The sequence below is a fragment of the Subdoligranulum sp. APC924/74 genome, from assembly GCF_003324125.1.
Classification (GTDB): domain Bacteria; phylum Bacillota; class Clostridia; order Oscillospirales; family Ruminococcaceae; genus Gemmiger; species Gemmiger qucibialis.
On the sequence record NZ_PSQF01000015.1, the window covers coordinates 1 to 21,199 of the forward strand.

Genomic DNA, 21,199 nt, shown 5'->3' on the forward strand with positions numbered 1-21,199 from the left:
TTATCTGCGCTTTTGGCTTGGCATCTGCCGCACCTCGCTCGCCGTATCGGCACTTAGAATTATGCGGTATTGCCCTAAAGGGCTGAACCGTACTATTCCACGCTGCTTTCCCAATAAAAATTCCCCCGATGCAAAAGGGTTATCTTCTGCATCGGGGGAATGCGATTTATGGTTTGATTTTACTCAATCACAAGCAGCAGGCTCATTTTGAACTTGCCTTGCGGGATAACGCTGTGCAGGCCGTTTTTGTCAAAGCGGAAACTTTCGCCTGCGTTCAGCTCGTAATCCTGACCCTCATAGTCAATGATTGCTTTGCCTTCCAGTGCGGTCAGGATGGCGTTGCCGGGGGCGCGGTGTGGGGGCAGGCTGGTGCCCGCATCGAATGCCATCAGCACAAACTTCATGTTGTCTGCGTGGACAAGGTCAACATTGGCAATGCTGACCTCTTCGTAAGAAATCAGGTCTTTCAGGGCTGTGGGCTGGCCAGCTTTGATGATGTTGTTCAGGATAGTATTCTCCTTTTTCAAAATAATTTCAGTATAGATCATACCGATATCCGTGCTGGTTCCACACAGTGTTTTGGGCGGAACAGCCAGAAAATCATCCCCCGCAAAGGGAACTGCCCGGCTATCTTCGCCTAAGATAAAGCGGCCGTTGCCCATAGCACCCACATACAGGGTCGTACAGTCATAGCTTTCCGGCGTAATGGTAGTACCCGCCCCAAGGGAAAACCAGGTGACCGGCACCTCTTTGCCAAGGTTTGCCGGGCGGGAGACTGTCATACAATCACGGATGGGGCGCATTTGCGCAATGGTAAAAGGTTGGTGTTCCATGCGGTATACCTCACAGTGAGATTCGTAGGCTAAAGCATCGGCATTTCTATTGGCCGCCTGTTCAAAATGGATTCCTGCAGGTTCCCGCAAAATCACATTTCCCCGGCACAAGCTGGATGCCCTGCAAAATGCAGGCGGGCTGCGGCGTTTTTACTTCAGCGTTGTGGGGCGGTCCAGATAAATCACTTTGTTGTCAGAAATAAAAGTCTGGAAGTTATACAGGATCAAGATTTGGTCATAGCCCTCTTTTTCAATCGTGGAATCTAACCCATAGGCCAGCCCGCGGAAATCCACCACGCCAATTTTCGCATAATTCGCCGTCAGGTAGGGGATAAAGCTGTTGGCATAGCTGTCCTTTACCACCAAGATGCTGCCCGTCCCGTTGCCCTCAATCACCGAATAACCGTTGTTGCCATCCAAAAAAGCGCCATACTTGTCACGAGTATCCAGCTTGGCAAGGTTCATCAGGCCCTCGGTTTTCACCGGTTCATAATCTGCTTCGCCGTTTACTTTATAAACCGTCATCTGGTTGGGCAGATCATAATAGCTGAAACTGTCCGCCTGTGCATTCCAGCGCCGCGTAGCAGAATAATGCGTGCCGTAAAAATCGGGGACGGTAATTTTGGTATAGACATTGCAGTCAAACGGCGTCAGATTTTTCAGCGTGCAGAACTGCTGGTAAGCGCGGTAAGCACCATCCGGTGTCCAGTGGTGGTCGGTCTTAAAGTACAGATACTGGTCCTTATTGGCGCGGTAATCGTCGCGCATATCGATCACATCCGCCCCGCTGGCCTGCACTTGGGCAAAAATGTCATCCAGCATGGCATCTTCGTCCACCATGGGGGCATTGGCCGGCAGCATTTCCGGGTAGATATCGCTGGCCGAAGGTGCCAGCAAAAAAGTGACCCGGCCGGGGTAGCGCTGGGCAAAGTTTGTGACGGCACTGATATTTTTCCCCAGCTGCTTCTCAGTATCCGTACTGACGGTAAACAGCTTGGTGAACATCCAGCCATCTTTGCCGTTTAGGATGCCGCTTTCCTCCGTTTTGCCAAACGCGAGGGCATTGACGGCGCTTTCCAGGTTGATCCACCCATCGCGCAGGGCAACCTGGTCCTGCAGATAGGTGGAAAAATCATCCTGCCATTTGCCGTTCAGCAAAGTTTTTACGCTGAACACTGGCATTTGCGCCAGTTTGCGGTTTTCCAGCTCCGAGTTCTCGCGCTTGGGCCAGAACAGGTTGACCAGTGCAAACCCGCACAGCAAGGCGGCAAAAACAATCAGGGAAACTGGCGGCAGATGACGGTCGGATCTGCGGTGAACATATTTTTCCATAAAGCCATCCCTCCCCTTAAAAGTTTGCATACAGTGCGGTGGAACCCGTTGCTGCTACCACATACGCCGTGCACAGAACAAAGCAGACGCCGCAAAGCGCTGCCCGTAGCGGGGCTTTGCCTTTGCACCACTGCCAGAACCGCCCCGGCAGTTGGGTGGAGCAAACGCAGCACACAACCAGCAGCACCGCATAATTGCGCAGGAAATACAGCGCCGAAACACCGCCCTGCGGGATGAACAACCGGCTGAGCAGCAGCCCCAGCGGTGCACCGGGGGCGTTGCAGGTGAACAGCCCCCAGCCCAGTACCACCAGGAACAATGTGTAAATGTGCGGCCAGACCTTGCCTTTTTTCAGGTACTTCATCAAAAAGTTCTTTTCAATGACAAGCAGCACGAAATAGTAAAGGCCCCAGCAGATAAAGTTCCAGTTTGCACCATGCCAGATGCCGGTCAGCGCCCAGACGGCCAGCATGTTCAGCATCTGGCGCCCGGCACTGCAGCGGTTGCCGCCCAGCGGGATATAAATGTAATCCCGGAACCAGCCGGAAAGGCTGATGTGCCACCGCCGCCAGAATTCGGTAATACTGCCTGAAATGTACGGCAAGTTAAAGTTCGCCGGGCATTCAAAGCCCATCATCAGGCTCAGGCCGTTGCTCATCTCCGAGTAACCCGCAAAGTCAAAGTACAGCTGCAAAGAGTACGCAATAATGCCCAGCCATGCCAGCGGCAGGGAAGCGTTCGCCAGCCCAATGCCGCCCGTTCCGATGATATCCTGCCAAAGTGCCGCAATGGAATCCGCCAAAATCACCTTTTTGGCAAGGCCGAACACAAACATTTCAGCACCATCCTGCGCTTTTTGCAGGGTGCAGCGTCCCTGTGTCTGGTGTAGGACATCCGCCATATCCCGGTATTTCACGATCGGGCCAACGATCAGCTGCGGGTACATCAGAACATATACCGCAAAGACCACCGGGCTGCGTTCCGCTTTTACCTTGCCGGTATACACATCCGCAGTATAACTGATGAGCTTAAACGTATAATAGCTGATGCCCAGTGGCAAAACATCCAAAAAACTCAGCTTGGCAAACCCGGTGGAAGCGATAACGTTGAGCGTATCCAGCAAAAAGTTCGTGTATTTGCAGTAGACCAGCGCCGCTGCCGTCAGCACAATGGCAGCAATCAGCACGGCTTTTCGCTTGCCCCCGGCGGGCAGGCTGGCAAGCAGAAGCCCCGCCGCATAGTTAATGGCAACCATGCCCACGGCCAGCGGCAGCCATGTAATACCGCCCCAGCAGAAAAACAGCAGGCTTTCCACCAGCAGCACCGCATTTTTGACCCTACCCGGCACAAGGTAATACAGCCCCAGCGCCAGCGGCATAAAACAGAATAAAAAGACAACGCTGTTAAAATTCACAGCGGTTCCTCCTCTCTTGGTTCAGGGAGTGTGGGGAACAGCCCACCAAAAAACAAGGCCGCAGCCTGTTGGGGCGCGGCCTGTTTGGTATCGGTTTGTGCTATCAGGCAAGTGCCCCGTCAATGGCGGTGTCGATTGCGGAATAATCCGGGCCATTCACACCGGCAATGACCATGACCACAACATTGCCTTTTACCACAATGCGTGCATCCTGTGCCTTGGCAACTTTATCAGCAAAGTCAGCATACAGCGTGCTGCTCATTGATTCCTTATAGGCTTCCAGTTCAGCTTTCACGGCGTCAGCGGTGCCATCTTTGACTTGGGCGGCGAATACCAGAGCACAGTCTGCCTGGTCGTTGGTCACATCACCCTGGAAAGCAACAATGTTATCCGGGGTCAGGTTCATCTCGTTCTCCATGGAGAAGTCATCGATGGCACGGGCATTGGGCACTTCGTTCACAGCCTCAATGGCGGTCACGATGGCGCCCAAATCCACGCTGGCAGTGGCCTCCTCGGTGGAGGAAGCATCGGTGCTGGCTGCCTCAGAAGCTGTGCTGCTGGCGGCTTCCGAAGAAGCACTGGCAGAGGAAGAAGCGCCGCTGCCGCAGCCAGCCAGCAGGGTAGCAAACAAAACGGCTGCCGCCAAGGCAGAAATCAATTTTTTCATAATATAGTTCTCCTTTGTTGGTTCGGGGTTCAAATTTATCTCTTTGGCCCTCTGGGAATTTAGATCACCTACTATAGTACACCAGAATAATGTACTTATATAGGATACACGATTTACACCTGTTTTTCAAGTCCCGCAGGGTAAATCTCACACACTTTCACATCCACAATTTTGCGCAAAAATACCGGCGCTTGACAAACTCCGCCCGCCACCTTACACTTTGAAATACAGAATCCATGTAACTTATAAAATAATGGAGGAATCCCCCTTGCAGAACTACAAAGCCAGACAAACCGCCCTGCTTGGCATGCTGTTCGCCCTTTCCATGGCGCTCTCTTTTTTGGAATCCATGCTTACCCCGTTTTTTGGCCTGATGCCCGCCATGAAGCTGGGGCTTTCCAATATTGTTGTCATGTACGCCGTTTTGTTTTTGAACCGCCGTTCGGCGCTTTATCTTGTGCTGCTCAAGGCGTTGTTTGCGTTGCTTACCCGCGGCGTTACAGCCGGGTTTCTTTCGCTGTGCGGGGGCGCGCTTTCCCTGGCTATGTTCTGCCTGCTTCTGGCATTGCCATTCACCATCACAGGCTACATTTTTTCGGTCAGCGGGGCACTGGCGCACAACTGCGGCCAGCTGCTGGGGGCTGCAGCGCTGCTTTCAGACAAAATGGCAATCACCTATGCGCCGATGCTGCTGATAGCGGGTCTTATCGTTGGTTCCTGCACCTATATGGTATCGCGCCTGATTTTTCCCGCTGTCAAGAGAATTATTCCGCCGAAGAGCAAAGCGGAAAGCAAAATTACATTTTAAGATGGCGTCTTAAAATTTTTTAAAAAAGTGTTGACATTTCACATTTCTGCGGCTATAATATAACCATAGCACAGGGAACGAGTTCAAAAAAAAGTGAACGTCTTGTGCGGCTCATAAAACTAAAAACCAAGAACAAACCATTATTTTGATTCGGAGGTATTTCTTATGAAAAAGTATGTTTGCACTGTCTGCGGCTACATTGCTGAGGGCTCCATCCCCGATTTCTGCCCCGTCTGCAAGGCTCCCGCTTCCAAGTTCATCGAAAAGACCGATAATTCCTATGTGACCGAGCATGTTGTCGGTATCGCCAAGGACGCTCCGGAAGATATCATCCAGGGCCTGCGCGAGAACTTTAACGGCGAGTGCAGCGAAGTTGGCATGTACCTGGCCATGAGCCGCGTTGCCGACCGTGAAGGCTACCCGGAAATCGCCGAAGCTTGGAAGCGTTACGCTTTTGAGGAAGCTGAGCATGCTTCCAAGTTCGCAGAACTGCTGGGCGAAGTCCTGACCGACAGCACCAAAAAGAACCTGCAGATGCGTGTGGATGCCGAGTCTGGTGCCTGCGCAGGCAAGATGGAGCTGGCCAAGAAGGCAAAGGCTCTGAATCTGGATGCCATCCATGACACCGTGCATGAAATGGCAAAGGACGAAGCCCGCCATGGCCGCGGCATGCAGGGTCTGCTGGACCGTTACTTCAAATAATTGAATTCCTAAACCGCAAGGGGGGTCGGGTAACACCGGCCCCTTTTTGCTGTCATTTTTTCTGTGACAATACCGCATAATTCTAAGTGCCGATATGGCGAGCGAGGTGCGGCAGATGCCAAGCCAAAAGCGCAGATAATACTGGATGCTGCAAAGGTGAGCGCCGCCAGTGGCGGAAACAGCGAACCGAAGCAGGGGCAGCGGTCGCAGAGTGCGAGGGGCTTTTGCCCCCGAAGCACGATGCGGGTACCGCAACCCGACATTATCGAGCATTTTGGCAACGCAGATGCCGTGCCGCAGCTGCCGGAGCGGTGCTTAAGCCGCAAGGCGGGAATTGTGCGGTGTTGCCCTGTATTTATTCTCCGCGGCAGGCAAAAAAGTTGTCCTGATTATCACAGGCAGCATAAAACGTTTCGCTCAACTGGCCGATGCCCGTGCGGGAAAGCTGGGTGTTCAACCAGGTGCGGTCCTTTCCGCTGGTGTGCAAGTTTTCCTCAATCAGCTTGCCATCCAACACCAGGTCATACCACTTGCTGGCCGGATCTGTCTGGATGGCAAGGTCCTGCGGGGTGACCGGGCGGTTGAAGCTTTTGGGTAAAAAGCTGATCTGGCCGCTGGTTTCCAGCATGGCACACTGCACTTCATTCAAATCAAAATATCCGGCTACTCTGGCTTGTGCTAAAAATTCATTCAGGTCTATTTTGGCGCGGTCCAGCTCCGCTTTATAAATCGTTCCGTTCTCCATCAGTGGAATGGCCTGTCCGCTCAACCAAAGGCGGACGTTCCGGTTTTTGCAGGTGCCGTAATGCACCGCAAAAGCTGCGATACCATACACGATCATGGCGGTAAGCGGGCGGTACCATTGTTCCAGGTTGGTGGCCATCTCTGCCGCAATAGAACCAATGGTAATGCTGTTGACATAATCAAACAAGTTCATCTGGGCAATCTGCCGTTTGCCGCCCAGCCGCGTTAAAATAAACAGTACCGCCAGCGAAACCACACTGGCAACAAACACATTGATAATTTCCTGCACTGCCTGCATCTTTCCCATCCGCTCCCTTATCATTTGCCATGCAACCCGCATGGTAACCTTATTGTGGCCCCACCAGCGGTGCATTATACGCACAATGTACCAACGGGGCTTGCACAGGAAGGGGAAAATGTTATAATAAAGTTGTTCCTGTATACTTCGACTTTCGGCGGCTTTGGGCCCGCTGCGCCGGAGCCGGGCAGGGATTGGCAGCAACTGCCAGCTTGATAAAGAATTGATATCAGGATGTGAAATCATGCAGATTTACCTTTTGCGGCATGGGCAGACAGAATATAACGCCCAACACCGGTACCAGGGTCAACAGGATATCCCGCTTTCCGCCGCGGGCCGCGCCCAGCTGCGCCCGGCCGGGTTTATGCCGGATGTTGCCTATGTCAGCCCGCTCATCCGCGCACGGCAGACGGCGGAAATCTTTTTCCCCGGCTGCCCGCAGATCATTGTACAGGACTTGCGGGAAATGTGCTTTGGCAGTTTTGAGGGGCGGCATTATATCCACATTGAGCACGACCCCGACTACCTTGCCTGGCTGGAAGCCAACAAGACTGCTGCCCGCCCGGATGGGGAGCGCATTCAGGATTTTTGTAACCGCAGCTGTGCCGCCTTTGCCAAACTGGTGGAAGAAAGCCTTGCGCAGCACAAACAGCAGCTGGTGATTGTAGCGCACGGCGGCATCCAGATGGCGGTTATGTCCCGTTACGGTCTGCCGCGGCGGGATTATCACGACTGGTGCGGTCCCAACGCGGGCGGCTACCGCCTGGATGCCGCCAACTGGCAAACAGACCACACCTTGCAGCTGTTGGAAACCGTGCAGTATACCAAAGCCACACAAAGTGAGGCAGCCTTATGAGCAATGGCTTGATTCATTTATACCACGGTGACGGCAAGGGCAAAACCACAGCTGCCATGGGCCTGGCTGTGCGGGCGCTGGGCTGCGGGCGGCGCGTGGTGATCGTGCAATTTTTGAAAGGCGGTGCAACCGGGGAACTGGAACCGCTGCAAACCCTTGGCGCTACCTTCTACCGCGGCAAAGCCGGGCAGAAGTTTGTATTCCAGATGAATGAGGAAGAAAAGGCCGCCACCCGTGCCCTGCAAACTGAAAACCTGCGCCGGGCGCTTGCCGAACCGGCGGACCTTTTGATTCTGGACGAAGCCTGCGCCGCTTGGAATCTGAACATGGTGGACCGAGAGTTGCTGCAAAACGCCGTACTGCACAAGCCTGCCGGACAGGAACTGGCAATGACCGGCCGCGACCCGGCCCCCTGGATGCTGGATGTCGCAGATTACATTACTGAAATGTGCTGCCGCCGCCACCCATACGAAAAAGGCATTCCGGCAAGAAAAGGCGTTGAATTTTAAGTTTGCCGCAGCGCAGTTCCATACAGGGAAGCGCACCAGGCAATAAGAAATTAAAAGTATTTAGGACAACCAGAAAAAGAGAAAAACAGCCTGCCCAAACAGCAGGCGGGGAGGGGTATCATCATGGCTACACATAGCCGCCAAATGTCCGATGCATTCCGTACGACAGTATTTCTAACCCTGTCCGGCGGATTTCAGGACGCTTACACCTACATGGGCCGCGGCAAGGTTTTTGCCAACGCTCAAACCGGCAATATCGTGCTGATGGCCACCAATTTTTGCGAGGGTGATTTTGCCAAAGCGCTGCGGTATCTTTTGCCGCTGCTGGCCTTTGCCGCCGGTGTCTATTTTGCCGAGGGCATCCGCAACCGCTACCACCTGATGGAGAGATTCCACTGGCGCCAGCTGATTTTGCTGATTGAGATTGCACTGTTGTTTGTTGTTGGCTTTATCCCCAACAATCTGGACTGGCTGGCCAATATGCTGGTCAGCTTTGTCTGCGCCATGCAGGTACAATCTTTCCGCAAGGTGCACGGCAATGCATATGCCAGCACCATGTGCATTGGCAACATGCGCAGCGGTATGCAGTACCTGTACACCGGCCTGCACACAAAAGACCGCGCTGTATTGCGCCGCGCCATGCAGTATTTTGCTGTAATTGCACTGTTTGCTGTGGGGGCCGCTGCCGGCAGTCTGCTGACCATCCATTTTGGCAACCGTGTGATCTGGCTCTGCTGTGCTTCGTTGCTGGTCAGCCTTAGCTTCATGTTTATCCGTGAAGACATTGAAGAGAACCCTGAACTGCAGCGGGAAGCCGCCGCTTTGCACCAGGATGTAAAAGCCATGGAGCACACCATCGGCAAAACCTTGCAGGAGCAGCAGGAAGAACTGCACCCCTTAAATCACAAGTGATATGGACAATATATAAAATTTGAACAAAACTTTCGCAATCTCGCTTGTCGTTTTCCGGCACAAATGCTACAATACAGTCAAATGTTAAATATGTGCGCGAAAGCGAGGGATTTCCGTGAAAATCATCACCGTTACACTTGCTCCTAACCAGGCTGTTCTGACCTGCTATCTGCAGGACCAAAGCCCCAAAATGCCAAATGCCGCCATCCGCCCGGCTATGCTGGTCGTGCCCGGCGGCGGCTACCAGTATTGCTCTGACCGTGAGGGCGAACCGGTTGCCCTGGCTTATATGGCACAGGGGTTCAATGCGTTTGTTCTGCGCTATACGGCAGATGCAACCACCCCGATTGACAAAGCATTACAGGATGGTGCCGCCGCAATGGATTACCTGCGCGCCAACGCCGCGGAGCTGGAAATTGACCCGCAGCAGATCGCCGCTGTTGGCTTTTCTGCCGGTGGGCATTTGGTTGCTTCGCTGGGCACACTGCTGCCCAAGGCACAGCGCCCCAACGCCCTTGTGTTGGGCTATGCCGCAACGCTGGGTGCAATGTGGACCGTCGCTGGCCGCCAGGAGCCCGACCTGCACGCGCTGGTTGATGATGACACCCCGCCCACATTCCTGTTTGCTACCCAGGGGGACGCGCTGGTTCCTGTTAAGAACAGCCTTGTTTTTGCAGATGCTTTGGCTGACCACAGCATCCCGTTTGCGCTACACATCTTCCCGACCGGGGCACACGGCATTTCCCTTGCCACTGCCTGTACCTCCGGGCCGGAAGCTTCCCGTGTCAACCCGGCAACCGCCCAATGGCTGCCGATGAGCGTTGACTTTTTGCAAAAGCTGTGGGGCTGCCTGGGCGTTACCGCACCGGATACCGAGCTTGCCGCCCAGCTTGCCGCCGGGCCGCTCAGCCTGAATATGCCGGTGCGCAGGTTGATGAAGAACCCGCAGGCCAGCGCTCTGCTGCAGGCTGTGCTGGGGGATATGTGGCAGGCCATTGTGTCTAACCCACTTTCCCAGGGAATCAGCCTGCGCGAAATTTCCGGCTTCCTGCAGGCGGCATTGCCGGAAAGCGCATTGAATCAGCTGGATGCCCAGCTAGCCAAAATCCCGGTTGAATAACCCAAAGGAGCTTATCATGCTGTTTATTGAATATCCCAAATGCTCTACCTGCCAAAAGGCCAAATGCTGGCTGGATGAAAACGGCATTGCTTACACCGACCGCCATATTCTGGAGCAGCCCCCCACCTATGAAGAGCTGAAAGAATGGTACGCTCGCAGCGGGCTGCCCCTGCGCCGCTTTTTTAATACAAGCGGCCTGAAATATAAATCGCTTGCCCTGAAAGACAAACTGCCCACCATGACCGAGGATGAGCAGCTGCACCTGCTTGCCACAGATGGCATGCTTGTCAAGCGGCCTTTGGTGGTCGGGGATGATTTTGTCCTTGTCGGATTCAAGCCTGACGAGTGGGCCAGCACCCTGAAATAATCCACCTTCTAAATAGCAAAGCAAAAACAGCACCGCAGTTTGTTGCACACACAGTCAAGTAAGACGATGTGCACGGCAAAGATTGCGGTGCTGTTTTGTTTTTATTCTTCCCAAAACCGCCAGAGTTCCCGTTCCAGCTTTTCTGTATCATAAATCATTTTCAGGTGGCTCCAATGCGGGGGCATCAGGCGGCGGTAGTCCGGCATGGCAAAGCGGTTATCGATCAGCAGCACCACGCCTTTGTCCCGCGGGGTGCGGATCACACGCCCGGCAGCTTGCAGCACCTTGTTCATGCCGGGGTAACGGTAGGCGTAGTCAAAGCCGGAACCGCGTGTCTGCTCAAAATAGTCCCGCAGCTGCTCCTGCCGGGGTCCAACCTGCGGCAGCCCTGGGCCCACGATGCCTACACCAATCAGCCGGTCGCCGGTCAGGTCAACGCCCTCCCCAAATACGCCGCCCATCACGGCAAAGCCAAGCAGGGATTGGCTGGGACCCGGCACAAACTGGGCCAAAAAGGCCGCTTTCTGCTGTTCATCCATCGCGTTTTCCTGCTTGATGCAGTTGATTTCCGGACAGTGCTCCTTGAACTGTGCATAAGCCTGCTCCATATACGCATAACTGGGGAAAAACGCCAGATAATTCCCGCAGTGCGCCCGCACCATCGTCGCCAGGCTTTCCGCCACAATGGCAAGGCTTGCATCCCTGTCCTTATACCGGGTGCTGACATTGCCGATGCAGAACAGTCCCTGATTGCCCGCGGGGAAGGGGCTGCGCAGGGCAACGGCCCGTGCTTCCGGCACGCCGCACAGGTCCTTATAATAACTGGCCGGGGCCAGCGTTGCACTGAACAGCACCGCGGCGCGCCCCAGGGCAAAACTATCCGCCAAAAAGGCGCTGGGGTCAAGGCAGAGCTGCGCTGCACGCACCTCGCTGCCGGATGCCGTGATTTGCAGCACAAAATGATCGTCAAAGGTATCCGCTACGCGCAGCCAGGCCCGCACATCAAAATACAACTGCAGCAGTGCCGTGTGGGTTTCATCCGGTTCTCGGTGGTCGTCCAGCCATGCTTCCAACGGTTCACACAGGCGGTTCAGCAGGTGATCAAACTCCTCGCTGCGCTCTTTTAGAAAGAATGTTTTGCCAAACCGTCCATCTCTGGCGGCAGTTTCTTCCTCGGCACGGTGGCGCCATTCAATAAATACATCATTTACTTTGGTCAGAGCGTTTTTCAGGCTGCTTTTGCCTTTGCCCAACAGCTTCTTCGCTTCATAAAAGCTGGTTTTGGTCAGGGCAGCACTGTGCATTTCCCGCGCACGCCCCGGCAGGTTGTGCGCTTCGTCCACCAGGAAGATATAATCCCCGGCAGATTCAAAAAATCGCACCAGATGTACAACCGGATCAAACAGATAATTGTAATCCCCAATAATCACATCGCTCCACAGGCTGCTGTCCAGCCCCAGCTCAAATGGGCATACCGTGTGGCGTTCTGCATATTCCTGCAAGGTTTCCGCCGTCAGGCAGGGGACATCCAGCACATCCCAGAGAGCACCTTTGATGCGGGCATAATACCCGTTGGCATAGGGGCAGGCTTCCGGGGTACACTCCCGCGTCTCACACAGGCAGATCTTGTCTTTCGCTGTCAGCGTTACACTGCGCAGGTGCAGTTCCGGCTCGGTATCGCGCAGGATAGCCAGTGCGTTTTCCGCTGCCGTACGGGTTGTGCCGCGGGCCGTTAAATAAAAAATCGGTCCCACACTCTCATTGCCCATAGATTTCAGGGCAGGGAACAGCACGCTCATGGATTTACCAATCCCGGTTGGTGCCTGGCACAAAAGCCGGCCGCCGTCCCGGCACACTTTGTATACCTCGCCCGCCATCGCACGCTGCCCGGGGCGATACGCAGGGAAAGGGAACTGCATGGCCTGCAAATCCGAGTTCCGGGCCTTTTTCCACTCAAACGCCCGCCGCGCCCAGGGGGCATATTCCGCCAGCAGGGCTTCCACTTCCTCCTGCAGCTGCTGCGCGGTGTAATGCCGCTCAAACCGCAGAATCAGCTCTTCATCTACCTGGAAATAGGTCAGCTGAACCCGCATCTCTTCCAACTCATGCTGTGCCGCATAAATTGCTGCATACACAATAGCCTGTGCCCAGTGCTCCGGTGCAAAATCCGGGGTAATATCTGCCGCCGGGCATACGGTGGTCTTGATCTCATCCACCACGGTAACACCGTCCGCTGCGGTAAAAATGCCATCGGCGCGGCCTTCCAGCGTAAATTCAATTTCTTCATACGCAAAAATACCGCGAAGAAATACCTCCGCGGCGTAATCGGCATGTTCTTTTACAGCGGCGCGCTGCAATTTGCGGTGGATGCGTGCGCCCTCATTGGCGCGGTCAAAGCCGGTAAAGCGGTTGTCAATGCTGCCAACCCGGCGCAAGAATTCCACCAGCTGGCGCACCGGCAGCGTGATTTGTATTGGGGATACAGGTTCCTGCAAGGGCTCGTCCTCCTGTCAGGGGCAGTCAGCTGCGGTTATAGGTATGGTCACACACCTGCTCAATTTTCTCGCGCAGGGCTACAAAATCTTCAAACGCGGATATTTTGCTTTTTGGGTTGCGCAGCAGCGCTGCCGGGTGCAGAGTTGCCATAAACAATGTGCCCTGCTTATCAAAAAACTTACCGTGGTCCCGCGTGACGGAAAAGTCTTTTCCAATCATCTGCTGGGCGGCAATGCGGCCCAAGCACACCACAATTTTTGGGCGCAGCAACCGGAACTGCATGCGCAGCCACGGGAGGCAGGCGGCGGATTCTTCCGGGGCAGGGTCGCGGTTTTCTGGCGGGCGGCACTTAACAATATTGGCAATATAAATATTTTTGCTGCGGTCAAGGTCAATCGCTTCCAGGTAATGGTCCAGCAGCTGGCCGCTGCGGCCCACAAACGGCAGGCCTTGTGCGTCCTCGTTGGCACCGGGGCCTTCGCCTACAAAAAGAACCTCGGCGTCCGGCACACCCTGCCCAAACACCACATGGGTGCGGGTCTCACACAATCCGCAGCGCTGGCACGCCAGGCATTGCTGTTTCAGCTCATCAAAATTCATGAATATCCCTCGTATTGCCCCCTTGCACAGGGGACTATAATATAATAAAAGACAACCGCTGCCCAAACAGTGGTAAAAAGGAGCTATCATTTATGCATCCAGACGCCTTGGCCGCCCGGCTGGCCTGTATCCTGCTGGGTTATCTGTTCGGCAGTTTTCTTACGGCAGAAGTTGTCGCCCGCGTTGTTTCCGGCAAAAGCGCGCGGCAGCTTGGCACCGGCAACCCCGGCATGGCTAATATCATGGCCCAACTGGGCAAGGGGGCCGGGCTGCTAACCCTGGCAGGTGATACGTTAAAAACGGTTGCTGCCTGCGGTGCGGCGTATTATGCTACGGCACCACTGATCGGGCAGGCGTCGATTTTATATGCCGGGCTTGGCGCAGTGCTGGGCCATAACTATCCCGCATGGGCAAGGTTCCGCGGCGGCAAGGGGGTTGCGGTAACCTGCGTTTGGCTCGTTTTGTATCTTCCGTTTTGGGGCACGCTTTGCTGCATCGCTGGCGGGGCACTGGTCCTGTGGCTCGGCTACCTGCCGTTGGGGGCTGTGGTGATCCCAGCGCTGGCCATCCTGCCCGCGTGGCTTTCCTATGGCCCAGAAAGCGGCATTCTAACTTTGGCCCTGGCCATCATTATGTTCAGCCGCCACTACCACGGCCTGCTGCGGATTCGGCAGGGGACAGAGCCCCGATTTTTCCAACGCCGCAATCCAAAATGAACAACTTTATCATAGCATATTTTCACCAGCCTGAAAAGCTGTAAACACATGAAAAAACGATATGATCTTAGAACCATCCAGTCATGCCGTTGCCGTCCGATTTTGAGGTGAAATCTCACAATCTAAACTATTTATACCGTAATTGCTCATAAAAACAGCGGAACAACAGAAACCCCAACAATCCCAAGGTAATAAGTTTGTGTAACTTGGTGCCTTGCATTATCGACATATCAGAATTACAATATAATTATTACGGAATTGTAAAATGGAGGCAAACTGAAAATGAAGTATTACTTGGCTTACGGTCCCAATCTCAACCTGGTGCAGATGCGCCAGCGTTGCCCCAATGCCCGTGTGGTCGGGTATACATATTTATTCGGTGTGCGCCTGGTCTTCCGTGGTTCCAAGAACGGCTGCTTTTTGACCACGGATTTTCAGCAGCCCTGGTGCCCGTCTATGGTGGGCTGCGGGGTTTATGAGATTTCTGATAAAGACGAGCAGGCTCTGGATGTCTATGCGGGGGTTCCTTATTTCTACCAGAAGCAGACAATGCAGGTACAGTGCGTCTGGGACGTCACTACGCGACGGGAAGTTCTGCATAATATTGAAGCAATCCTTTACACCCTGCCCGCCAGCCACCCCTTGGGTGTTCCTTCCCGCCGCTATCTGCAGGAGTGCAAGAGCGGGTATGATGACTTTCATTTCAGCTTCCTTCCGCTGCGCCAAGCTCTGATTGACAGCAGCCCGGAGCCGCACACGAAGTAAAGGAAACACTTTTGTGTGAAAGAAAAGGCAAAAGCAAAAGATAGGCAAGCGGGAAGCGACGTTCTACCGTTTTGTTTCTTGCTTTGCGAAACAAATTTGAAAAAATTAAAAAAAATATGAAAATATCTGTTGACAAAAGTGGTACTGCTGGTTATAATAATACTCGTCGCCGGTGAGGCGGCAAAACAAAATAAGCGGATGTGGCGGAACTGGCAGACGCGCTAGATTCAGGTTCTAGTTCCCTTAAAAGAGTGTGGGTTCAAATCCCTTCATCCGCACCAAAGAAAAGCACCTAGAAACGTAAGTTTTTAGGTGCTTTCTTTTTGCTGTACCGCAGCGTTTACCACACCCCGTACAGGTACGCGCCTTTCGCGTCCAGATACTCAATTAGGCATTCTTCTACGCTGCCGCCGTGCTTCCAGGCGGCAAAGCCGCTGCCGGGTCTTCCTGCTGTTCGCCCATGGTTGTACTGCCGCTGTCCTCCACATCAAGGGGCAGATCAAGGCTTGTGCAGTGGTTCAGCGGGTCGGCGCTGGCCTTGTGCTGCCTGCCGTCCTCGCCGCGTTCATGGCCGTTGGTCAAGGCGCGCTGTATCTGCCGCCGCTGGGTCTGTATCAACCAGTTTGCAAACGTCCCGGCGGCTGGGTCGTATGCCTATATCCGGCGCACCAGCGACCGGCTGTGTAAGGAACACGGTTTATCCGTGGTAACGTCACAACTGTATAGGTGCCGTAAGGTAGAAAGGCCACGAACATGAAGTACGATGAAAGAGCCTGCCATTTTAACATGGACACTGGGTGCGTGAAATTGCTGCTCCGGGATGGGAGAAAAGTCTTCAGTGACTGCACCGTGGTCGAGGATGAACTGGATGTGACCATGGCACAGCGGTCAGAGTTGGGCTACCTTATCTACAATGACCCACTGGGCTATGCAGATTTGATTCTGAATGGTAATCCAGAGGAATACTTGAAAAATGTGGCCGGGAGCCATGGGTTAGAAGATTGATCTTCCCATAGAACTGCCATTAACAAAAAACACCGCCCATCTGCGTAACGGAACTCAGGTGGGCGGTGTTTTGCTCTATTGTCTCAGGGACGGTGTCGGAATTTACAGCTTATGCTAGGCTTTCAATGACTTTGGCACATTTTTCAATTCCAATTACCCCGCTGTCCAGCGCGACATGATAGTTGGCGGCATCGCCCCATTTCATATCGGTGTAGAAGCGATAGTAGGCAGCACGGCGTTTGTCCTTCTCCTTCAGTCGGGCTTCGGGCGATTTCTCCCGTTCCCCATAGACCCGCACGATGCGGTCAGCCCGGAACTTCATGTCCGCGTGGACAAAGACCTTCAGGCAGTCGGTGCGGTCCTGCAGGATAAAATCGGCGCAGCGTCCTACGATGACGCAGGGCTCTTTTTCTGCCAGCTCCCGGATGATCCGGTATTGCAGCTTCCAGAGCAGGTCCTCGTTAGTGGGACCGAAGCTGCGGTCAGTGAAGGCAGAGGCGAGGAAGCCGCCGGGAGTGTACTCTCCGGCCTCCTTGACGTAGTTTTCGTCAAAGCCGCTTTCGGCAGCCAGTTTCTGGATCAGTTCGGCGTCGTAGCACCGGATGCCCAGATGCTCTGCCACCAGTTTGCCGATGGTTCTGCCGCCGCTGCCAAACTCGCGGCTGATGGTAATGATGCGTTTTTCCATTAGACTTCTCCTTTCGTGCTCAGTTCACGGTAGGTCTTGCAGATCAGATAGCCTGCAATCAGGAATGTGAGGATATCCGACATGGGCATGGAGTACAGCACGCCGTCCAGCCCGAAGAACCGGGGCAGCAGCAGGGCAAAGCCCACGCCGAACACCACCTCACGCACCATGGACAGGGCGGTGGATTCCGCCGCCTTGCCCATGGCCTGCAAAAAGATGAAGCACGCCTTGTTGACACAGGCCAGAATGATCATGCACAGGTAGACGCGGAAGGACTTCACGGCGAAATCGGTGTAGTAAACGCTCTCGTTGGCGGCACCGAACAGGGCAATCAGCTGCCGGGGAAGCAGCTCCACCAGCACCAGTGCAACGGCACCCACGGTGGCTTCTGCCAGCAGCAGTTTCGTGAACAGCTCCTTCACACGGGTGGGCTTTTTGGCGCCCATGTTGAAGCCCACCACGGGGATGCAGCCAGCCGCCATGCCCACCACGATGGAGATGACGATCTGGAAGAACTTCATCACGATGCCCACCACCGCCATAGGGATCTGGGCGTACTGCTCCTGCCCGAACACGGCATCTAGTGCGCCGTATTTGCGGATCATGTTGTTGATGGCTGCCATAGCCGCCACAAGACTGATCTGAGACAGAAAGCTGGTCATGCCAAGGGTCAGGGTACGGCCGCAGATGGAGCCCTTCAGCCGGTAGTCACTCTTTTCAGGGCGAATGATCTTCATGTGCAGCAGATACCACACTGCCAGCGCTGCCGTGACCAGCTGACCGATGACGGTAGCCACCGCTGCGCCCATCATGCCCCAGCGGAAGCCGAAAATGAAGATGGGGTCCAGAATGATGTTCAGCGCCGCACCCGCAAGGGTGGACACCATGGCAAACCGAGGATTGCCGTCGGCACGGATGATGGGATTCATGGCCTGCCCAAACATATAAAACGGCACGCCCAGCGTGATATAAAAGAAATACTCCTGGGAGTGGTGGTAGGTCTCGGCATTCACCGTTCCGCCGAACATGGCAAGAATGGTGTCCGCAAAAATCAGATAGAGCGCGGCCAGCACAATGCTGCTGACCAGACACATCACCACCGCATTGCCGACGCTCCGCTTTGCCCTGGGAACCTCGTTCTGCCCAAGGCTGATGCTGACGAAGGCGCAGCAGCCGTCACCGATCATCACGGCAATGGCCAGCGCTACCATCGTCAGGGGGAACACGACGGTGTTGGCGGCGTTGCCGTAGGAGCCCAGATAGCTGGCGTTTGCAATAAAGATCTGATCCACGATGTTGTACAGTGCGCCGACCAGCAGTGAAATAATGCACGGGATCGCATACTCTTGCATCAGCTTGCCGATGCGTTCCGTGCCGAGAAATTGATTGGAACTTTCCATGGGATTCACCTTACCTTTCCATTTTGAGGACAAAAAAACAACGGGCAGCCCTCATGCAACCGGTTTTACGCATGAGTGCTACTCGTTGTACGAAATTATTATAGCCTGCCTGCCGGGAATTTGCAAAGGCAGTTTTGCACAAGAATTGTACTGGGCATTCTGCGCAGATTGCACGAGGAAAACTTCGTGGAAGATGCCCTTGGAAGCCAGTCGCCCAGCCGTGGCACAATAAGGTGGAGCGCAAAAGTACGCTGGAAAGACTGTTTTGTACAGGCTGTTCCATCTGGATGAAAGAGGAGCAATATGGCACAGTATCAAGCAGGAATGCTCGTGGTTTATGGGAAACTTGGGGTTCATGAAATCGAAACCGTTGGTCTGCAGAGCTTTTGCGGAAAACCGGCGAAAATCACAATACCCTTCGCCCTTATTTTACGGATTCCCACGACCACAGCTATATCCCCACGGCAAAAGAAGGTGCTCTGCGCCCGGTGCCCCGGCACAGCAGGCGGAAGCCGATTTGGCACGCATCAAAGAGGTGCGATCATGTCGAAAAAGCAACGGAATTTCAAAGAGAAGCAATGAGTCCGGATGGCTGTTCTCTGGGCGGTGCGTGTCTGACACGCCTTCTTGCCTTGGGGAAAATCCCGGTCGAGCCACTTAAGGCAACACCGCACAATTCCCGCCTTGCGGCTTAAGCACCGCTCCGGCAGCTGCGGCACGGCATCTGCGTTGCCAAAATGCTCGATAAGACATCCAGTATTATCTGCGCTTTTGGCTTGGCATCTGCCGCGCCTCGCTCGCCGTATCGGCACTTAGAATTATGCGGTATTGCCTTAATGCCCGATTGGATAAAGATAGCCGTTCTAATTGGTCAAAATATCGGATTTGTTCGATTGCGCTTTTATTATACACATTTTAAGCTTTGCTGTTGGCAGAGCTTTTTTGCTTCCATCATAGGGGGAACCTGCAATTTTGAAAAACATTGTCTGTTTTTTGCTTATTTGACTACAAAATTTATATAAAAGCATGCAAAATTTATGTTGAAATTGTTGCAGAAAGAGTTTATACTAGAACCATCGCGGATACAAAGCGAAAGAATGGGAACAGTAAATCATATGAAGGATCTTTATGATGCCGCACGGCACCTTGTCTGGCTGACACAGTTTGGTTTATCGGTTGTGCTTCCGCCGGTGCTGTTTCTTTTGGGGGCTGTCTGGCTACGCAAACAATTCGGCCTTGGCGGCTGGGTCATCTTGGTTGGGTTCGCGCTCGGCATGGTGGCTGCCATCGGCAGCCTGCGCAGTTCATTAAAGACAATTGAGCGGCAGGGCAGGGCCCCGAAAAAAAAGCAGGAGCCGCCGCCTATCTCGTTCAATCAACACTAATTGTTATGGAAGGAGCCTGTATCCATGCAAAAGCATCAGGACATTCTGCAGCAGGTTGGGCGCATGGCTTTGGCAACCGCCGGTTGTTCCGCCATTATGCTGGCCATCTATGCAGTGGTTGGGCGGTTTACCACAGCGGTATTGCTGGGTGGCCTGCTGGGCACTGTGATTGCTGTAGGCAACTTTCTGGCATTAAGCATTACCGTTTCTAACGCGTTGGACCGTGCCGCGGCAGGGGATAATTCCGTAAAAGCGTGCATGAGCATTCAAAGTTCCAGCGTTGTGCGCACGGCAATTCTGGCAGTCATTTATGTTCTGCTGTTCCATGCCAAAGTTTGTGATCCGCTGGCAGCATTGTTGCCACTGCTGTTTGCACAGGCTGCCATTAAGCTGATTGAATTCTTCCGCAAAGATTCCAAAGGCGGTGATGCAGTGCCATGAACGGGCCTAAGATTTATTTCACGATCCCTTTGTTTGGTGGAATACCCATCACGCAGACAACGGTTTCTTCGTTTGCGGTTATGTTGCTGCTTTGTATTGCCGGTATTGTGCTGGGCAGCAACCTGCAAAAGCGTCCCAGCCGCCGCCAGGTACTGGTAGAAAAAGGTGTTACTATGTTGTACGGCATGGTAGAAGACACCATGGGCAAGCATAATTCCTATTGGACACCTTATATCGGGGCATTGTTCCTGTCTTCCATTTTCGGTTCCTACATCGGAATGACCGGTATTTTCCGCTCTTCCACAGCGGATCTTTCCACCACCGTTACCTGGGCCTTAATGACAAGCGTGATCTGCTGGGCTTGCTCCATTAAAGCAAACGGTGTGCTCGGTTGGCTGAAAGGCTTTACTGAACCGGTTGTCGTTATGACGCCGATGAACCTTGTTTCCGAAATCGCGCAGCCCATCTCAATGGCATTCCGTCACTTTGGCAACATTGCGGGCGGCAACGTTCTGACCAGCCTGGTTTATTCCGCTCTGGCAACGGCTTCCGCCGCTCTTTTGGGCCTGGTTGGCAAAAGCATTGCGGTCGGAATCTTGATTCTTTTGGGTGGTGTGGCGCTGCTGGTTTTGGGTGTGCGCAAGAAAAAGTTGGCTTACAAAATTTTTGGTGCGGTGTTTGCCACAACCGGAATTTTGTCCCTGCTGGGCTTGGCAGGGGTGCCGTATCTGGAAGTCGGCATTCCCGGCATCATGAGCCTTTATTTCGATGTATTTTCTGGTGGGGTGCAGGCCCTGGTGTTCAGCCTGTTGACGATGGTTTATGTCAGCAATGCCTGCCCGCCGCCTGAAGAAGGTTAACGTAAAATTTTATTTATTTAGGAGGATACCTCGTATGGAAACAGCAATCGTAAAAGCCGCCTGTGCAATCGGTGCAGGTATCGCAATGGGGTTTGGCGCTATCGGCCCTGCAGTTGGCGAAGGTAATGCCGTTGGCAAAGCGCTGGAAGGCATGGCCCGCCAGCCGGAAATGGCAAACCTGTTGCGTACCAACATGATCCTTGGCTGCGCCATTACCGAATCCACCGGCATTTATTCGCTGGTTATCGCCCTGTTGTTACTGTTCGTCTTCTGATGGATAC

26 protein-coding genes and 1 tRNA gene are annotated in these 21,199 nt (G+C 53.9%); 17 read left to right on the forward strand and 10 right to left on the reverse strand.

From position 1 onward, the window contains the following. Positions 1 to 211 (forward strand): hypothetical protein (locus C4885_RS16720; RefSeq protein WP_207657582.1); only part of this gene is annotated, 211 nt, incomplete at its 5' end. On the opposite strand, the gene C4885_RS05990 is transcribed toward C4885_RS16720, so the two are convergent. The 4 genes from C4885_RS05990 to C4885_RS06005 form a co-directional block, all read right to left on the reverse strand. Next, complete coding sequence (locus C4885_RS05990; protein WP_199488084.1) at positions 180 to 833, reverse strand: cupin domain-containing protein; 654 nt, start codon at positions 831 to 833, stop codon at positions 180 to 182. The two genes, C4885_RS16720 and C4885_RS05990, sit on opposite strands and share 32 nt — an antisense overlap. A gap of 150 nt (positions 834 to 983) precedes the next feature. Then, entirely contained in the window at positions 984 to 2,165 is a 1,182-nt protein-coding gene (locus C4885_RS05995) for a DHHW family protein (protein WP_113999462.1), read from the reverse strand. A gap of 16 nt (positions 2,166 to 2,181) precedes the next feature. Continuing rightward, positions 2,182 to 3,579, reverse strand: a complete 1,398-nt coding sequence (locus C4885_RS06000) for an MBOAT family protein (protein ID WP_113999463.1) — start codon at positions 3,577 to 3,579, stop codon at positions 2,182 to 2,184. 103 nt (positions 3,580 to 3,682) lie between these two features. Next, positions 3,683 to 4,246: a DUF4358 domain-containing protein gene (locus tag C4885_RS06005; protein WP_113999464.1), complete on the reverse strand. Its 564-nt coding sequence runs from the start codon at positions 4,244 to 4,246 to the stop codon at positions 3,683 to 3,685. Between the two features lie 268 nt (positions 4,247 to 4,514). Between C4885_RS06005 and C4885_RS06010 the strand changes: the two genes are divergently transcribed. Together C4885_RS06010 and C4885_RS06015 are read left to right on the forward strand one after the other, a co-directional pair. Then, entirely contained in the window at positions 4,515 to 5,054 is a 540-nt protein-coding gene (locus C4885_RS06010) for a Gx transporter family protein (RefSeq protein WP_242979496.1), read from the forward strand. Between the two features lie 165 nt (positions 5,055 to 5,219). Continuing rightward, positions 5,220 to 5,756: an NADH peroxidase gene (locus C4885_RS06015; RefSeq protein ID WP_113999465.1), complete on the forward strand. Its 537-nt coding sequence runs from the start codon at positions 5,220 to 5,222 to the stop codon at positions 5,754 to 5,756. Between the two features lie 355 nt (positions 5,757 to 6,111). On the opposite strand, the gene C4885_RS06020 is transcribed toward C4885_RS06015, so the two are convergent. Further along, positions 6,112 to 6,798, reverse strand: a complete 687-nt coding sequence (locus C4885_RS06020; RefSeq protein ID WP_158538820.1) for a DUF421 domain-containing protein — start codon at positions 6,796 to 6,798, stop codon at positions 6,112 to 6,114. 244 nt (positions 6,799 to 7,042) lie between these two features. Between C4885_RS06020 and C4885_RS06025 the strand changes: the two genes are divergently transcribed. The 5 genes from C4885_RS06025 (at position 7,043) to C4885_RS06045 (ending at position 10,562) form a co-directional block, all read left to right on the forward strand. Next, positions 7,043 to 7,654: a histidine phosphatase family protein gene (locus C4885_RS06025; protein WP_113999467.1), complete on the forward strand. Its 612-nt coding sequence runs from the start codon at positions 7,043 to 7,045 to the stop codon at positions 7,652 to 7,654. Next, positions 7,651 to 8,163, forward strand: coding sequence for a cob(I)yrinic acid a,c-diamide adenosyltransferase (locus C4885_RS06030; protein ID WP_113999468.1), 513 nt, complete (start codon positions 7,651 to 7,653; stop codon positions 8,161 to 8,163). The genes C4885_RS06025 and C4885_RS06030 overlap by 4 nt, the downstream gene beginning before the upstream one ends. A 123-nt stretch (positions 8,164 to 8,286) precedes the next feature. Beyond that, complete coding sequence (locus C4885_RS06035) at positions 8,287 to 9,075, forward strand: YoaK family protein (protein WP_242979497.1); 789 nt, start codon at positions 8,287 to 8,289, stop codon at positions 9,073 to 9,075. Positions 9,076 to 9,190: 115 nt separating this feature from the next. Next, the gene (locus C4885_RS06040; protein WP_113999470.1) at positions 9,191 to 10,195 is read left to right on the forward strand and encodes an alpha/beta hydrolase; all 1,005 of its coding nucleotides are present in this window, start codon (positions 9,191 to 9,193) and stop codon (positions 10,193 to 10,195) included. A gap of 16 nt (positions 10,196 to 10,211) precedes the next feature. Then, positions 10,212 to 10,562, forward strand: a complete 351-nt coding sequence (locus tag C4885_RS06045) for an arsenate reductase family protein (protein WP_113999471.1) — start codon at positions 10,212 to 10,214, stop codon at positions 10,560 to 10,562. A gap of 101 nt (positions 10,563 to 10,663) precedes the next feature. Here C4885_RS06045 and C4885_RS06050 read toward each other — a convergent pair whose 3' ends face one another. Together C4885_RS06050 and C4885_RS06055 are read right to left on the reverse strand one after the other, a co-directional pair. Continuing rightward, entirely contained in the window at positions 10,664 to 13,057 is a 2,394-nt protein-coding gene (locus C4885_RS06050; protein WP_113999472.1) for an ATP-dependent DNA helicase, read from the reverse strand. A gap of 25 nt (positions 13,058 to 13,082) precedes the next feature. Next, the gene (locus tag C4885_RS06055; protein WP_113999473.1) at positions 13,083 to 13,658 is read right to left on the reverse strand and encodes a uracil-DNA glycosylase family protein; all 576 of its coding nucleotides are present in this window, start codon (positions 13,656 to 13,658) and stop codon (positions 13,083 to 13,085) included. A gap of 92 nt (positions 13,659 to 13,750) precedes the next feature. Here C4885_RS06055 and C4885_RS06060 point away from each other — a divergent pair, with 92 nt between their 5' ends. The 3 genes from C4885_RS06060 (at position 13,751) to C4885_RS06070 (ending at position 15,420) form a co-directional block, all read left to right on the forward strand. Then, positions 13,751 to 14,374, forward strand: coding sequence for a glycerol-3-phosphate acyltransferase (locus tag C4885_RS06060; protein WP_242979498.1), 624 nt, complete (start codon positions 13,751 to 13,753; stop codon positions 14,372 to 14,374). Between the two features lie 282 nt (positions 14,375 to 14,656). Continuing rightward, on the forward strand, positions 14,657 to 15,139 hold the full coding sequence (locus tag C4885_RS06065) for a gamma-glutamylcyclotransferase family protein (RefSeq protein WP_113999474.1): 483 nt from the start codon (positions 14,657 to 14,659) through the stop codon (positions 15,137 to 15,139). 194 nt (positions 15,140 to 15,333) lie between these two features. Beyond that, positions 15,334 to 15,420, forward strand: a tRNA-Leu gene (locus C4885_RS06070). A gap of 118 nt (positions 15,421 to 15,538) precedes the next feature. On the opposite strand, the gene C4885_RS16270 is transcribed toward C4885_RS06070, so the two are convergent. Then, a complete protein-coding gene (locus tag C4885_RS16270; protein ID WP_199488085.1) occupies positions 15,539 to 15,757 on the reverse strand; it encodes a hypothetical protein in 219 nt (72 codons plus the stop codon). 135 nt (positions 15,758 to 15,892) lie between these two features. On the opposite strand from C4885_RS16270, the gene C4885_RS06080 reads away from it, so the two are divergent. After that, a complete protein-coding gene (locus C4885_RS06080) occupies positions 15,893 to 16,144 on the forward strand; it encodes a DUF6061 family protein (protein ID WP_113999476.1) in 252 nt (83 codons plus the stop codon). Between the two features lie 109 nt (positions 16,145 to 16,253). On the opposite strand, the gene C4885_RS06085 is transcribed toward C4885_RS06080, so the two are convergent. Next, positions 16,254 to 16,832, reverse strand: a complete 579-nt coding sequence (locus C4885_RS06085; RefSeq protein WP_113999477.1) for an AAA family ATPase — start codon at positions 16,830 to 16,832, stop codon at positions 16,254 to 16,256. Further along, positions 16,832 to 18,232, reverse strand: coding sequence for an MATE family efflux transporter (locus C4885_RS06090; protein WP_113999478.1), 1,401 nt, complete (start codon positions 18,230 to 18,232; stop codon positions 16,832 to 16,834). Before C4885_RS06090 ends, C4885_RS06085 begins: the two co-directional genes overlap by 1 nt. 303 nt (positions 18,233 to 18,535) lie before the next feature. Between C4885_RS06090 and C4885_RS06095 the strand changes: the two genes are divergently transcribed. The 5 genes from C4885_RS06095 (at position 18,536) to atpE (ending at position 21,192) form a co-directional block, all read left to right on the forward strand. Next, positions 18,536 to 18,814: a hypothetical protein gene (locus C4885_RS06095; RefSeq protein WP_242979499.1), complete on the forward strand. Its 279-nt coding sequence runs from the start codon at positions 18,536 to 18,538 to the stop codon at positions 18,812 to 18,814. A gap of 533 nt (positions 18,815 to 19,347) precedes the next feature. Beyond that, the gene (locus C4885_RS06100) at positions 19,348 to 19,617 is read left to right on the forward strand and encodes an AtpZ/AtpI family protein (protein WP_147237782.1); all 270 of its coding nucleotides are present in this window, start codon (positions 19,348 to 19,350) and stop codon (positions 19,615 to 19,617) included. Positions 19,618 to 19,641: 24 nt separating this feature from the next. Further along, entirely contained in the window at positions 19,642 to 20,058 is a 417-nt protein-coding gene (locus C4885_RS06105) for an ATP synthase subunit I (protein ID WP_113999480.1), read from the forward strand. After that, positions 20,055 to 20,918, forward strand: a complete 864-nt coding sequence (locus tag C4885_RS06110; protein WP_113999481.1) for a FoF1 ATP synthase subunit a — start codon at positions 20,055 to 20,057, stop codon at positions 20,916 to 20,918. Before C4885_RS06105 ends, C4885_RS06110 begins: the two co-directional genes overlap by 4 nt. Positions 20,919 to 20,952: 34 nt before the next feature. Beyond that, entirely contained in the window at positions 20,953 to 21,192 is a 240-nt protein-coding gene (gene atpE, locus C4885_RS06115; protein ID WP_113999482.1) for an ATP synthase F0 subunit C, read from the forward strand. Positions 21,193 to 21,199: the final 7 nt, after the last annotated feature.